The following is a 13,770-nucleotide window of genomic DNA, read 5'->3' as shown; positions in this document are numbered from 1 at the left end:
TGATGGTTCAATGCCTGTTGTGGCTAGTTGGTTTACACGCACAGCAACAGGGCTGGGATAAGCATTTTCAGGCCAATACCATTGGGCATCGAACGGTACTCTCAACGATTCGCTTGGGATTGGAGGTACTCAGGCGGCCTGATTATCAAATCACGGAGAAAGAATTGCTGGCGGCCTGGGTATTATTCGCCAATCAGTTGCTCAAATATGGCTATGCTATGGCTGATTTATGAGGGGATCCTTCAGCGCATGGCAGGCTATCTGCAACTGGGAATGAGGTTGTGCTAGGTTAGGCAGTGAATTATGATGCCGTTTTCCAAATCTAGGGTGAAACGGAGTTCAATTGGATATTCAATGGAAGCCAAAAGCTTGGCTCGCAATATTATTAGGTCTATTTTTTCAGCCGTTTGTATTTTTATACGTTAATCAATTTAAATATTTTATTCGATATTTTATTGGTGCGCTGATTATCGCGGCCGTTGATGTATTTTTACACTCAAACTATTTCCCATTTAAATCGGGAAATATGGCTTGGCTTCAAAATATTTACCTCTCTTGGTTATTTATTGTTATTTGTCCCATTCACGGGTTTATGATCGCCCGTCGTTACGATATTACTCAACCCCGCCGCTGGTATGCTCGCTGGTGGATAGTGTTAGCGAGTTACGCTTTGATGATGTTACCGCTGATTGTGTTACGAGGTTTTTTCTTTGAGCCTTTTAGTATTCCGGCCTCTTCCATGAAGCCGACGTTAGCACCTGGCAATCATGTGTTGGTGAGCAAGTATGGTTTTGGTAACTATCGATATTTAGGTTTTCAACTGGCTAAGTCGACGCCATCGGTAACACCCGCAAGAGGGGATATATTGGTATTTCAATACCCTGCAAACCCGACGATTGACTATGTAAAACGTGTAATTGGTCTACCCGGCGATAGGATTATCTATCGCGACAAAACCATTTTTGTGCAGAAAGCCTGCAATGTATCGAGGGAAGCGTGTGCAGGATTGGACTCTCAATACGATCTTATCGATAAAATCTTATTACCCGAGTTGAGTACTGAGACTCAAGCTGTTTACCAAGAGTCGCTGGATGATATTCGCTATCAGGTATTATTACTCCGCCATCAGAAAGAACTGGTTGATCGCTATTATGTGCAGGAAAACACATTAAGGGATGAATGGTTAGTTCCCGCTGGTCAGTATTTCGTCTTAGGTGATAACAGAGACAATAGCTTAGATAGTCGATATTTTGGGTTTATTCCTCAAGACTTGATTATTGGTAAAGTAATATATATTTGGTAAGGCTGAGCGCTGATGGGGATAACCAATACGGGCTTATTGGTGTTATCCCTAATCAAATTTCTGCAAAGCATTTTAGCCAGAGGCTTTATTACCCTCTAGTGCCAAAACAGGTTGAATGTGTATTTTGCGATCCAATTAATAATCTAGAGTTTGATATAGCGCAAACTATAGATAAACAGTCGCGCTAAGCCATTGAAATCGATGTTGCTTAATTAGGATATCCCTTACACTGCCGCTAGGGCGATTGCCGCCATCATGCTTAGCGAAGGGAATTCATTATGCCTCCAATCATTTGTCATAGCGCGCTCGATGCGGTTGCTTTAATTCAAAGCGGCGAGACGCTGTGGACTCATTCCATGGGCGCCACTCCGCGCATTTTATTAGATGCGTTGGCGCAGCATGCACTCACCAAAGAAAATCTCACCCTGTTACAGTTACATACTGAAGGCGCCGAATCCTTAAGCCATCCCAGTTTACAGGGGCATTTACGCCATCGATGTTTTTTCGGTGGGCTGCCAACGCGGGCATTACTGCAAAGTGGTGACGCGGATTATGTGCCGATTTTCCTGTCTGAAGTGCCTAAGTTATTTCGTTCCGGCGAGCAAAAAATTGATACCGCAATTATCCAAGTGTCGCCACCCGATAAGCATGGCATGTGTTCCTTAGGCATTTCGGTTGAAGCAACGCTCGCAGCTTGCCAAGTCGCGGGTAAGATCATCGCTCATATTAATCCACAAATGCCACGCACCCATGGTGACAGCTTTATCCATATCGACCGTTTTGCCGCTGTGTATGAGCAGAGCGCGGCGTTGCCCATTCATTCCTTCGCGACGGGCGATGCCGTGAGTCTGGCGATTGGCAAAAATGTCGCCCAATTGGTGCGTAATGGCGATTGTTTGCAAATGGGTATAGGTGCGATCCCCGATGCCGTGCTGTCTTGCTTAACCGAACATAAAGACTTAGGCGTCCACACAGAGCTATTTTCTGACGGCATATTGCAACTGGTTGAAAAGGGTGTGATTAACAACAGCAAGAAGTGTTTTTATCCGGGAAAACTCGTCACAGGTTTCGCCTTGGGGAGCCAGAAATTATACGACTATGTTGATGATAATCCTGCGGTCATCTTTATGGACATAGAGCAAGTTAACGATACGGCCATTATCCGTAAAAATCCCAATGTGATGGCGATTAACTCGGCGCTGCAGGTCGACCTTTCAGGCCAAGTGTGTGCCGATTCCATTGGCACTAAAATCTATTCTGGTGTCGGGGGCCAGATGGATTTCATCCGCGGAGCAGGGTTATCTGAAGGTGGTCGTTCTGTGATTGCGCTGCCCAGCACTGCCGCGGGGGGAACGCTTTCTCGCATTGCCAGCGTGTTATCACCTGGCGCAGGGGTTGTCACCACTCGGGCCCATGTGCATTACATTGTGACCGAATACGGCGCCGCCAATCTACGCGGCCGTTCACTGCGCGAACGGGCACAAGCGCTGATCGCCATCGCTCACCCAGATTTTAGGGAACAATTAAGTCGTGATGCCTTTGAGGTGTGGGGATTAAGACTTCTTTGAGTGATTGCTTGAATCTGAATCGTTGCCTGTTGTAAATCGAGTGCAGTTGCTTCCGTGACACGCCGTGAAGCCATCCATGGCGGCTCTACGATGACATCCATGTCATCGAAGGTCACGTCAGCTACTACATTCGATTCTTATTATAAAATTTGATATTTATCATCATCTTTGAGTCGGTTTAAAGAATAGTTAAAATTTTAATTTGATAGAGGTGCTAACCATTTGAAAATTTTTGGGGCTTACTTTTATTAATATTGCTAAGTTTAGCGGCATTTAAAATCAATCATATATTGTAAGGTTGATGTTCAGGCTGCAGGTTTGGAGGCTGAGCGTGTGCATTTTGTTGGTTTAGTTAAGGTAAACGTGCAGTACATCAATTAAAGGTTAGCTTCAAAAAGGAATCTGAATGACCAAGGATCAAGATTGTAATAGTAGGAATATACCTCTCCCTATTCAACGAGAGGTTAGGCAACGTTGTGGCTTCGGTTGTGTTATCTGCGGAATGCCACTCTATGAATATGAGCATATGGAGGAATGGGCTAGCGTTAAGCGCCATGTCGCTGAAGAAATAACGCTATTGTGCGATCAACACCATAGAGAAAAAACGGGTGGGTTCCTGCCCAAAGAAATGGTACGCAATGCTGATTCAGATCCATTTAATCTTCGTGAAGGCGTTTCTAAACCATACTGCCTTCATTTTTCGGGAAAAACTGCTGAAATTGAGATTGGCGGAAATAGCTTCACATGTGAGGATCAAGGATATGGAACCGCAATGGTACCTATTAGCGTAGATGGTACTCCCTTGATTGGGCTGGTTATGGCGGATGGACATTTACTCTTAAATCTTGTTATTTTTGATGAATTTAATGCACCAGTTCTTCATATTAAAAATAATCAGCTTTATTACTCTACTGCACCATGGGATATCCAGCTAGTTGGTACAAGGCTTTCAATTCGGGAGGCACATCGTAAGATACTTATAGAGATAGACTTCAAACCACCAAATAAAGTTGTTATAAAACGAGGCCGATTTTTAAGAAATGGGGTAGAGATTTTAGTAAGGCCGAGTAATATTTTGATTACAAATAATGCAACCTTGCTCAGTGGTTGTCATGCGCATAATTGTTACGGCGGCTTAATTGTCGGTCATCACGAACAAAGTTTAGGTGGCTTTATGGCATTAGGTTGTCTACCTCGGTATCTCGGTGATCGTTCCGAAGCTCTTAAGTTTGAACGTGAATCAATGGCTGAAATTGAAGTGAACAAGTCTAACAATAATAAGGGTGGTGTGAATGCGACCCGCTGTTGATGTGTCAGCCGTTATTGATAAGTTTATATAAGAAGATCAAAGAGTTAAGGTAGTGACAGTGTATTTGGGTTAAATATTTGTTCTGGCTGGGTCGAAGATATGTGCAAAGGTTAACTGAATTAAGCACTGGCATGTAAGTGACCGTTGGCGGCATGGATGCCGTCGTCGAGCCCTCATGGACGAGTTCACGGCGTGTCACTGGAATGATAGTGCTTAATGTCTAACTTGGAATAACGTCAACAGCCCAATAAATCCTGTCTTGCTTTGTATAACTGCTCTCTGTTGTTTAAAGAAACGAAGCTATTTCCCCATGCATTCTGCTAACAGTTTGACGAAAAAGTCGCTGCCTTTGCGTTCGCAAAAGGCGATATTGCGCTCTGGGATGGTTTCGGGATCGTTGTAGTTAGCAAGGGCTAACTCCATGCTGGCTTCGCGGATGATGTGCAGGGTTGGGTAGGGCGCGCGGTTGGTGAAGTTGGCTGCCCCGTCCTGTGGTTCGCCATCGAAACAATAGTCTGGGTGGAAGGTGGCGAGTTGGTAAGTGCCTTCGTACTCGTGTTCGATAAGCGTATCGGTTGCCATGTCGATGAGGTCGAGATAAGCATAAAACCCCTCAAAACCACGGGGTAGAATAAACAGTGTGGTTTCGGCTTCGGGGTGGGCGTCGAGGTATTGGCATTCTTCAATCAATGCCTTGAGTACGAGTTTGACTTTAGTTTGTTCCACCACCAGATACCGAATACTGCCGCGCTCGACTTCTTGTCTGGCGAAGGGGCAAATATTGTATTTCATGATCACTTTTTTCACCCAGTTGTCGGTTTGTTGAGTGATCATGTCAATTTCGTTCATGGCGGTCGTTTGCTCGTGCTTAAAAATTAGGGGGCGATCATAGGGATGATAGACGCCACAAGCAAGAGCGCCATGCTGATATTAAAAATCTTCTGTTGGCGCTCATTTTTTAAAATGCGTTTAAGGGCTACGCCAAAGCCGAGCCAGACGATAGCGCAGGGAAAGGCGACGCACAAAAATACCGTTGCAATAGTGATGACCTGCGGGGTCAAATCCTGCTGTACTGACGTGAACGTCGCAATCGCGCCCACGGCCATGATCCAGCCCTTAGGGTTGACCCATTGAAAGGCCGCGGCTTGGATAAAACTGAAGGGTTTAGCAATGGCTTTGCCTTCCATCTTGCTACTGCTGTTGGCAATCAACCAAGACAGATACAAAAGGTAACCTATGCCGACGACTTTAATCACTTGATGGATGATAGGATAGCTTTGGAGTAGGGCGCTCAAGCCCAAACCTATCGCGAGGATCATGGTCGGGAAGCCAAGGCATATTCCCATAAGATGCGGAATACTGCGTTTTACGCCAAAGTTTACCCCTGAGGTCATCAGCATAATATTGTTAGGCCCCGGGGTGATCCCCGATGAAAAGGCAAACAACGCGATAGCGAGTATTAACTCCATAGATAGATCCACACCTTTTATTTTAGTTTTATGGCATTGTGATTATTTGCCGCATTGAGCCTGCGATTTACTCATCTGACGTTACGCAATACTGTGTTGCTATTATTTATAATTGCGACATTTGATTGCAACGCAGGCGAGGCATTCTAGCGATTAAATGTTGCCGCGCCTATACGACATAGTGAGTTTATAAACTAAAAAGAATAACAAAATATGTACATGCCTCGATGGGATTAATGGCGTGAGAATAGGGCTAGCGCAGTTTGATGGTTTTCTGTGTTAGTACGAAAATCAAGATATATTGGAATATGCTGATTTAACACTATGATGGATATCAGCTTTCAGTTTTAGTAATAGCAACTATCCTTAGACAGCATTTTATAGATTGAGGTAACAGGGCATGATGAATCCATCATTACATAGTGAGCTAAGTGGAGTGCTAAATCGACAGTTCAGTCGAGTTCCTTGCTGGGCTCCCGACCGAGTGTTAAGTCGGTATTTGAGAGTGTTAATACTGCTTTTTAGCAGCGTTTTAGGTCTTACTGGGTGCGTAACTGTGACGGATAACGCGGCGCAGCCGTTGCGAACCACAATCGTGATGTCTGGTGATCTCAGTGAATTACCGTCAACGGCAATGACATTCACTTGGCATCCTAAATTTCAAAAAATCATCACAGATAAACGCTTAGATCCGCAGCCAGTGTTGCAACACATGCAAGCCGTATTAAAGCAAACTTTGCAGAGTAAGGGATATCGCTGGGTTGAAGATCCACTACTGGCGGATTTTCAGGTTGGCTTTGGCGTCGCTATGGGAACTGAAATGAGCGATGAACAAATTTTGGCAGTGACAGGGTTAGTCGCTGGGCTGTCAACCGACGGTGTGAATACCCAAAAGTATGACAAAGGTACCGTGGTGATAGCGCTCTTTAAACCCACTAAAATACAGGGCGTTGATGAGCCAATTTGGCGAGTGCTTGCCCAAGGTTTTGGCAACATTAAAAAGATGGATGAACTAACCGAAAATTTCGACAGTCTCATTGCCAGTATGTTGGCTAATATGCCGTCGGTTAATGTGGCTCCTTAGTCAGCGTTTGAGCTTTAGTTCAGTTCTAAGTGAATTGAGTCAGCATTTGGGTAGGAGCATTCGCCAGATAAACGGGATTAGTGCTTAATTGAGGTATCTTGGTCCCATGTTTGCGGTGCTAGCTCCCATTTTTGAACTGTGGAACATGGTACTTTAGTGACAGCCATCTCAATAAAGGGCGCGACAGTGAAAACTGCCGCGCTTTTTCATTTTAATGGAGGGAAGTTCCATTTTGATTTCAGACTGTTTCAGTCGTGCTCGACTGTGATCTCGTAGGATGAAAATTTACGAATGTTAATCACGCCCGTATCAAACATTAAATACTGTCCCTTGATCCCCTGCAAAATTCCGCTGACGACCACATCTTTATCGAAATTGTGCGAAGTGATCTTCTTCGGGAAGGTGTCAATTGGATAATGAATTGGCTGAATCGTTTCGTGCAAACGCTCGATACTGTAATCGCCTTTTTGCATGCCGATTTCGTGCAACTTAGCCTCAATTTGTGGGATCAGTTCCGCAGCCTTAGCATTTAAATCAATATCGTCGGCATGGCCTTTTAACATGGCTTGCCAATGGGTTTTATCATTAACCAGTTTTGCCAATTCTACTTCGACTAAGCCTGAGAGCTGTCTTGTTGAGACTTTAAAAATCGGTAAACCTTGGGTAGCACCTTGGTCAATCCAACGGGTGGGCAGTTGAGTGTGGCGGGTAATGCCGACTTTAACGCCCGAAGTATTCGACAGATATACATAATGTGGCACAAAACAGTGGCTCTGGGCCCACTCTGGTTCGCGGCAAGTGCCTTGGTCGTAATGACAAGTTTCCGGCTTCATGATGCACATATCGCAACTCGCCAGCTTTTGCATACAGACAAAACAATGGCCCTGCGAGTAACTCTTCTTGCTCTTTTTACCGCAGTTGCAGCAGAAGATATTACCCGTGTGGGTCAAGGTTAATTGCTTGCCTATCAATGGATTGAGCGGGAGTAACTCATCACCAACAACGAGTTGATATTGCACTTGTTGCGCGTCATCTAACTGTACGCGCATCTTTTTTAGCGTTCCTAACATGGTCATCCTAATGTGTTGCGTTCTGGTGCAGCTTAGTCGCTCATCATGCGTTCTAGTGCACGCTTTCGTTATATCGTCATTGCGTGACCGCCAGTATACAAGATTATCCAAGCCAGTTTAGATAGGATTTTTCGATAAGTAAGTCGATTGTCTGAGTGCACCTAAACCTCTTTTGTTTTACTTAACCATTTGTACACTAAGGCAATAATACCGAAAGTAAGCAATGCTACTGGTAAGTAAATGATTATGCTCATAAATTGTGTTTGGTATTTTGTTGCTAATTGGGTATGGCTAATGAGATACCCAAAACCAACAACGGAAAAAATCCACACCATTGAACTGATGAAGTTAATGAGTAAAAAACGACGGGAAGAAATACCCGTTGCACCTAAAATATAGGGGTAAACGGTACGAACAAAAGGAATATAACGTGCGAGTAGCAGGGTTATCACTCCATAGTTATCAATAAGGTGGGTCGCTTTTTCCTGATGTTTGATATCAATATTCGACAGCAGTTTTTGGTAAATTTGGGTATGCCCTAAAAATCGACCCTGTAAATAACCTATAGCTGTACCTGTAAAGGTTGCTAGAACCAATAACGGCATAATACCGATATGAAGAATATCTTGATAAATCAGCACTCCAGTGAGAAAGAGTAGGCTATCTCCGGGTAAAAATGCGGTGGGAATAAAGCCATTTTCTAACACTAAAAAGCCACAAATTAATGCGCTGACCATGAGGGCGATTTTAGGATTGGCTAAAACCGCTAGATCATTGTGTATCATGGCTTGGGCCAGTTCGTATAACTGCTCCATACGTACTACTCCCTAAAATAATTGATAAAACATAAAGATGGAAAAACTCGAAAGCGGCAATTTTGAACCTGAGCTACGGTGTTTCGTGGGTTATTCTACCAAGGGAGCATGAATCGAAAGACAGTTACAACATTAAATTTTGTTGGTGTTAGTGTGTTTATGGTTCAGTAATCGGGTTTTGTGGGCTTTTTATAGTAAAAATATTAAGCATTATTATACGGTTAATAAATTTCGAATGATGGCATCAACTTACAAACCCATTTGCCAGATTCCTATGCGTATTCTAACGATTCCAACTATCCAGTATTGATTGCACTGGCTTAACTTAATTTGAACACCTTGCCGCGAATATCGGTTTTTAAGCATTGTTTTAAGCGCTCTTAAAGTGCTGTTTGAAAGTGCCATTGCGAGTGCACTCTCTAAATGTGTTGACGTCCTAAGTGTTAGCTTGCCGTAAAAGCTAATGGCATTAACGGCTTAATCTATCTAGCACGAGATCATCCCCAAGAGCATAGAGGGATTCAACTAATTGATCTTCTTGTGCGAGATCAGTCAATCCAAGGCCAATGGTCGCCCGAAATAGGGCTATACCTGTGTGGCCTGCGGTTTCATATTGACTACTAAACTGCTCGATATTGATGCCAATTGCATTGATTTTGTTAGATATATCGAGCACAAGTCCGGGTCTGTCATAGGCCACTAGGTTGTAACTTAAGCGTTTGATGGGCTTAAGGGCGACCGAGGTTTTGGAGTAGGTGAGGGACAGGCTATCGATGCATTCTAGGGCCTCAATAAGCTCATCCATGCGCAGTGAAGGCACTTCGAGTAACAATATCGCGGCAAAGACACCGTCAATATGGCGTAATTCTGAGTCGAGCCAGTTGCCGCCATGACGACTTACAGCATGGGCGATTTGTTCTACTAATCCTTTTCTATCAGGTGCTTGTAGTGTGATTAAGTATCGTAGCATAGTGACTGACTCCTATTTTTTGTAAAAGGCACCTGTTTTAAAACGGGGTGTAACACAACTGTCATCTTTGCGTCATATAATCCAACGCACTTAGAATAAAGGATGTTGTTATTGCTCAGTTTACGTTCAAACAGTGTAAGCATAGCACTCGGCAAATCCTAGCGAAAAAACTCGCTAGCTATTAATAATAGAGGTTCTTAATGGAAAGTCAGGTCACTCAACCTGGTTCTGCATCGCACAGTATGCTTAAAGGCGGACGCTCGAATCGCAGGGCATTTAAGGATAAAGCGGCGCAAATCAGCGTCACTATCGGCGGCACTATGGTATTTGTCGCCTTATTGTTGATCTTCTTTTATCTGTTGTATGTGATTAAACCCATTTTCGACAGTGCTGATGTCATACCCGTTAAGAGTGTGAGTTATCAACACGCGGATGTGCCGACCTTAATGGTGGGTGCTGAAGAGCAAAATGAGGTGATGTACCGTGTGAGCGTTCATGGTCAAGTGGACTTCTATACTGTTGCCGACGGTAGCTTACTTTCTAGCTTTACCCCGACGTTACCAGCGGGTGTTACAGTCACCAGCGCCGCCGTTGCTGTACCGAGCGAACAACGTTTTGCGCTGGGATTAAGTAATGGTCAGGTCATAGTGGCGGGCCTAGAGTTTGGTTTAACGTACCCCAATAACAAACGTTTAATCACACCTAAACTGCGTTATCCCGCAGGTGAAACCCCCATTACCGTCGATGAGACGGGCAGCGCGATTCATAAGCTGACCTTCACTTATAGCTCAGACAAAATGAGTTTTGCTTATCAAGATGAAAGTGGTGTTTGGCGCCTCACTCGTCTCGAAGGGCAAGAGAACATGATGACTGAAGAAGTGGAGTGGGTTTCTACGACGTCACAAATTCAAGATGCGCCGAAGAAAGTCTCCCACGAGCTGATGACGCCCGATCAACGTCAATTGATGCTGCAAACTGGCAATAAAATTTTCGTGTACGACATCCGTGATACTGACAGCTTAGATCTGCTGCAGGTGATTGATGTTGAACGTGCTAAGGCACAAGTCAATAACGTGGCTTTGCTGGCGGGAGCGAGTTCATTACTGGTCAGTTATGACACAGGTATTGTGGCGCAGTACTTCCAAGTTAATGGTGAAAAAGGGCGTTTATATCAAGAGATTCGTCAGTTTGATGACTTACCGCCCATCAGCTCAATTACCTCTGAATTCTACCGTAAGAGTTTTGCGACTGTGAGCCCTGAGGGTGAGCTAACCCTACTCTATACCACGAGTCATCGTGAACTGTTTGATGCAAAGTTTGACCTTAAAAATCCCGGTAAAATGGGCTTTACCCCACGCTCAAACGGCATAGTCGTTGAGGCGGACAAAAAGCTGCATATCTTCAGTGTGGAAAACTCCCACCCAGAAGTGTCATGGAGCGCCATGTGGGACAAGGTGTGGTATGAAGGTTATCCAGAGCCACAATATGTATGGCAATCGACCTCAGGCTCTGACGATTTTGAAGCTAAGTTGAGCTTAATGCCATTGGCCTACGGCACAATGAAAGCGGCATTTTATGCCATGTTATTTGCTGTGCCTTTATCCGTTGCTGGTGCGATTTACACGGCTTACTTTATGTCGCCTAAGGTGCGCGGTTTCGTGAAACCGACCATTGAAATCATGGAAGCATTACCAACGGTGATTTTAGGCTTCTTGGCGGGTCTGTGGTTAGCGCCACTGATTGAAGAACATCTCCCCGGCATTTTAATTCTACTGATCTTATTGCCGACCTCGATACTCACATCTGCCTATGGCTGGAGTAGGTTGCCGGGTAAGTGGAAACAACGTTTACCCGAAGTGTACCAAGAGCTGATGTTGATCCCTGTGGTCTGTTTCGTGGGTTGGTTCTCTTTTGCAGTCAGCCCAATCATCGAAGTGGCGCTGTTTGATGGTAATACCCGTCAATTCATCACTAATGAACTAGGGATCACCTTCGACCAACGTAACGCGCTGGTGGTCGGTATTGCCATGGGCTTTGCGGTGATCCCAACGATTTTCTCCATCGCTGAAGATGCCATTTTCTCTGTACCGCGTCATTTATCTAACGGCAGCTTAGCCTTAGGTGCGACGCCTTGGCAGACATTGACACGCGTGGTGTTGTTAACCGCCAGTCCGGGAATTTTCTCGGCCATTATGATGGGCCTTGGCCGCGCCGTTGGCGAGACCATGATCGTACTGATGGCCACTGGTAACACTGCCATCATGGAATGGAGTGTGTTCGAAGGGATGCGAACCTTGGCGGCAAACATTGCGGTTGAAATGCCTGAATCGGCTATCGGTAGCTCGCATTATCGTGTGCTCTTCCTTGCTGCGTTCGTACTATTCATCTTTACATTCTTCTTTAACACCATTGCAGAAGTGGTGAGACAGCGTCTACGTGAACGCTATAGCTCGCTGTAACGGGGATAAGACAATGACATTAAATACTATTTCGCCAGTGACCTTGAGAGGTTTGTGCAATGGGTAAGTGGGTAAAATCAGGCTCGCCATGGATATGGATGACGGGCGGTGCTGTGAGCATCAGTTTGATTGCCGTCTTAGGCTTATTATTGTTAATCGCATGGCGTGGCTTAAGTTACTTTTGGCCTGCAACCGTTTACCAGTGGGAGCTTGAAGATAACACGGGTGTACGTTCGACCTTAATTGGTGAGGTTTACGATAGGGAAGAAGTACCGACTGAGCGTTTGATTGCTGCTGGCCATGTGTTTAAGCAACATCCGGGCGAGTTTGTGACCCGTTACTTAGTGAAAACCGGTAACCGTGAATTTGTGGGTTTGGATTTCCGCTGGATATTAGGTACGGACATTGTTAGTCGTTCTGTGCCAAGCGAGGTCGCACTGATCGAGCGGGCTAAAAACGGTAACTTCTACGGTTATCCGATAGCCGTGATTGAAAATGGCAAGCGTCTTGATTTAGTGAATGATGCGATTGAATCTTCCTTAATGGAGCATATCGAACGCGCAGTTGCCTTATCGGACAAAGCGGTTGATTTGCAGAAGCAAGATATTGGCTCGATTAACTACGCCATTGAAAAATTGCGTTTGCAGGAGCGTCGTTTCGAGCTAGATGGGGAACTGACCGACAGTATTAAAGCTGAGTTGGTCGCCAAGAGAGCTCAACTGCAAGAAGATTACTTAGTGCTTGAAAAAGCGTTATTTGCCCTGCGTGATGATGCGGCGCGTGACTCGGTTATCGTCCGAGATATGCGCGGCGAAGAAGTTGAACTGAAGCTCGATACTGTTCTGGATGTGACCTATGTGAATCACTTAGGACTCATAGGCAAAATTGGTAAGTGGTTTGTCGGTATTGGACGCTTTATGAGTGACGATCCGCGTGAAGCCAACACTGAGGGCGGCGTGTTCCCCGCGATTTTCGGCACTGTATTTATGGTGATGTTGATGGCGGTTATCGTGACGCCATTTGGCGTGGTCGCGGCGGTTTATCTACATGAATATGCTAAGAAAGGCCCTATTACTAAGATGATCCGTATCGCGGTAATCAACTTAGCGGGTGTGCCCTCGATTGTGTATGGTGTATTCGGTTTAGGTTTCTTCGTGTACATGATGGGCGGTTCCATCGACCAATTGTTTTACGCTGAAGCTTTGCCGGCTCCTACCTTTGGTTCACCAGGGGTGATTTGGTCGGCATTAACCCTCGCGATTTTGACACTGCCAGTGGTTATAGTGTCGACTGAAGAAGGGTTAAGTCGTATTCCAAGCGCGGTGCGTCAAGGTAGTTTGGCATTGGGCGCGACTAAGGCTGAAACCCTGTGGCGGATTGTGATCCCGATGGCGAGTCCAGCGATCATGACGGGTTTGATTTTAGCGGTCGCTCGTGCTGCCGGTGAAGTGGCACCGCTGATGTTGGTGGGTGTCGTTAAATTAGCGCCAACTTTACCACTGGACTTTAACTTCCCGTTTGTGCATTTAGAACGTAAGTTCATGCACTTAGGGTTCCATATATATGATGTGGGCTTCCAGAGTCCTAACGTTGAAGCGGCACGTCCTCTGGTGTATGCGACCTCTTTCTTGCTGGTGTCTGTGATTGTGGCACTCAACTTGACGGCCATTAGCGTGCGTAACCACTTACGTGAAAAATATCGTTCGCTTGAGCACTAATCAGC

The 13,770-nt window shown here is 45.2% G+C and carries 11 protein-coding genes and 1 pseudogene; 7 read left to right on the top strand and 5 right to left on the bottom strand.

The window, feature by feature from the left end; all coding sequences use genetic code 11:
• The 4 genes and pseudogenes from L5M10_RS14220 to L5M10_RS14205 form a co-directional block, all read left to right on the top strand.
• Positions 1-233: pseudogene (locus L5M10_RS14220) on the top strand (IS4 family transposase); the annotation flags it as partial.
• 110 nt (positions 234-343) lie between these two features.
• Positions 344-1,303 (top strand): signal peptidase I, encoded by a 960-nt coding sequence (lepB, locus tag L5M10_RS14215; protein ID WP_263138138.1) that lies wholly within the window; start codon positions 344-346, stop codon positions 1,301-1,303.
• A gap of 278 nt (positions 1,304-1,581) precedes the next feature.
• Complete coding sequence (locus tag L5M10_RS14210; RefSeq protein WP_263255457.1) at positions 1,582-2,871, top strand: acetyl-CoA hydrolase/transferase family protein; 1,290 nt, start codon at positions 1,582-1,584, stop codon at positions 2,869-2,871.
• Between the two features lie 406 nt (positions 2,872-3,277).
• A complete protein-coding gene (locus L5M10_RS14205; protein ID WP_107946996.1) occupies positions 3,278-4,180 on the top strand; it encodes a cell division protein in 903 nt (300 codons plus the stop codon).
• 300 nt (positions 4,181-4,480) lie between these two features.
• Here L5M10_RS14205 and L5M10_RS14200 read toward each other — a convergent pair whose 3' ends face one another.
• Both L5M10_RS14200 and L5M10_RS14195 read right to left on the bottom strand, forming a co-directional pair.
• Positions 4,481-5,029: a DUF1415 domain-containing protein gene (locus L5M10_RS14200; RefSeq protein ID WP_263255456.1), complete on the bottom strand. Its 549-nt coding sequence runs from the start codon at positions 5,027-5,029 to the stop codon at positions 4,481-4,483.
• Between the two features lie 26 nt (positions 5,030-5,055).
• Positions 5,056-5,649, bottom strand: coding sequence for a LysE family translocator (locus L5M10_RS14195; RefSeq protein ID WP_263255455.1), 594 nt, complete (start codon positions 5,647-5,649; stop codon positions 5,056-5,058).
• A gap of 400 nt (positions 5,650-6,049) precedes the next feature.
• Between L5M10_RS14195 and L5M10_RS14190 the strand changes: the two genes are divergently transcribed.
• On the top strand, positions 6,050-6,733 hold the full coding sequence (locus L5M10_RS14190; RefSeq protein ID WP_317630143.1) for a DUF4136 domain-containing protein: 684 nt from the start codon (positions 6,050-6,052) through the stop codon (positions 6,731-6,733).
• A gap of 248 nt (positions 6,734-6,981) precedes the next feature.
• Here L5M10_RS14190 and L5M10_RS14185 read toward each other — a convergent pair whose 3' ends face one another.
• The 3 genes from L5M10_RS14185 to L5M10_RS14175 all read right to left on the bottom strand — a co-directional run bounded on the left by L5M10_RS14185 (position 6,982) and on the right by L5M10_RS14175 (position 9,588).
• Positions 6,982-7,803 carry a DUF2797 domain-containing protein gene (locus L5M10_RS14185; RefSeq protein WP_105249677.1) on the bottom strand — a complete coding sequence of 274 codons (822 nt, stop codon included), beginning with the start codon at positions 7,801-7,803 and terminating at the stop codon, positions 6,982-6,984.
• Between the two features lie 161 nt (positions 7,804-7,964).
• Positions 7,965-8,618, bottom strand: coding sequence for a DedA family protein (locus L5M10_RS14180; RefSeq protein WP_168823092.1), 654 nt, complete (start codon positions 8,616-8,618; stop codon positions 7,965-7,967).
• A 469-nt stretch (positions 8,619-9,087) separates the two neighbouring features.
• Positions 9,088-9,588, bottom strand: a complete 501-nt coding sequence (locus L5M10_RS14175) for a glycine cleavage system protein R (RefSeq protein ID WP_028760534.1) — start codon at positions 9,586-9,588, stop codon at positions 9,088-9,090.
• Between the two features lie 200 nt (positions 9,589-9,788).
• On the opposite strand from L5M10_RS14175, the gene L5M10_RS14170 reads away from it, so the two are divergent.
• Both L5M10_RS14170 and pstA read left to right on the top strand, forming a co-directional pair.
• A complete protein-coding gene (locus tag L5M10_RS14170; RefSeq protein ID WP_263255454.1) occupies positions 9,789-12,047 on the top strand; it encodes an ABC transporter permease subunit in 2,259 nt (752 codons plus the stop codon).
• A gap of 59 nt (positions 12,048-12,106) precedes the next feature.
• Positions 12,107-13,765, top strand: a complete 1,659-nt coding sequence (gene pstA / locus L5M10_RS14165) for a phosphate ABC transporter permease PstA (RefSeq protein WP_028760532.1) — start codon at positions 12,107-12,109, stop codon at positions 13,763-13,765.
• The last annotated feature ends 5 nt before the right edge of the window (positions 13,766-13,770 follow it).

This window comes from Shewanella sp. SM32 (assembly GCF_025654235.1).
Classification (GTDB): domain Bacteria; phylum Pseudomonadota; class Gammaproteobacteria; order Enterobacterales; family Shewanellaceae; genus Shewanella; species Shewanella oncorhynchi.
Note: the sequence above shows the minus strand (reverse complement) of the source record. Positions and strands in the feature narration are given on the sequence as shown.